The sequence below is a fragment of the Phosphitispora fastidiosa genome (assembly GCF_019008365.1).
GTDB classification, from domain to species: Bacteria; Bacillota; Thermincolia; order Thermincolales; family UBA2595; genus Phosphitispora; species Phosphitispora fastidiosa.
This window is the reverse complement of record NZ_JAHHUL010000213.1, coordinates 1-237: the sequence shown is the minus strand read 5'-3', so window position 1 is coordinate 237 and position 237 is coordinate 1. Positions and strand designations below refer to the sequence as shown.

Genomic DNA, 237 nt, shown 5'->3' with positions numbered 1-237 from the left:
CAGCTTTTTCTTTGCCGAACCGCTCGCCGTGGGCAAGCGCATGGTTCAGTGGTTCACGGAAGGATCGATCTGGTATCACCTCGGCATCACGCTGACCGAGGCGGCGCTTGCCTTCATCATCGGTTCGCTCGGCGGGGTCATCATCGGGTTCTGGTTTGCCCGCAAGCCCTTGCTCGCTGCGGTGTTCGATCCTTATGTCAAGGCGGCCAATGCCCTGCCGCGCGTCGTGCTCGCGCC

At 62.4% G+C, this 237-nt stretch carries 1 pseudogene; it reads left to right on the top strand.

Annotated elements, in window-relative coordinates:
- Window positions 1-237: pseudogene (locus Ga0451573_RS19555) on the top strand (ABC transporter permease); the annotation flags it as partial.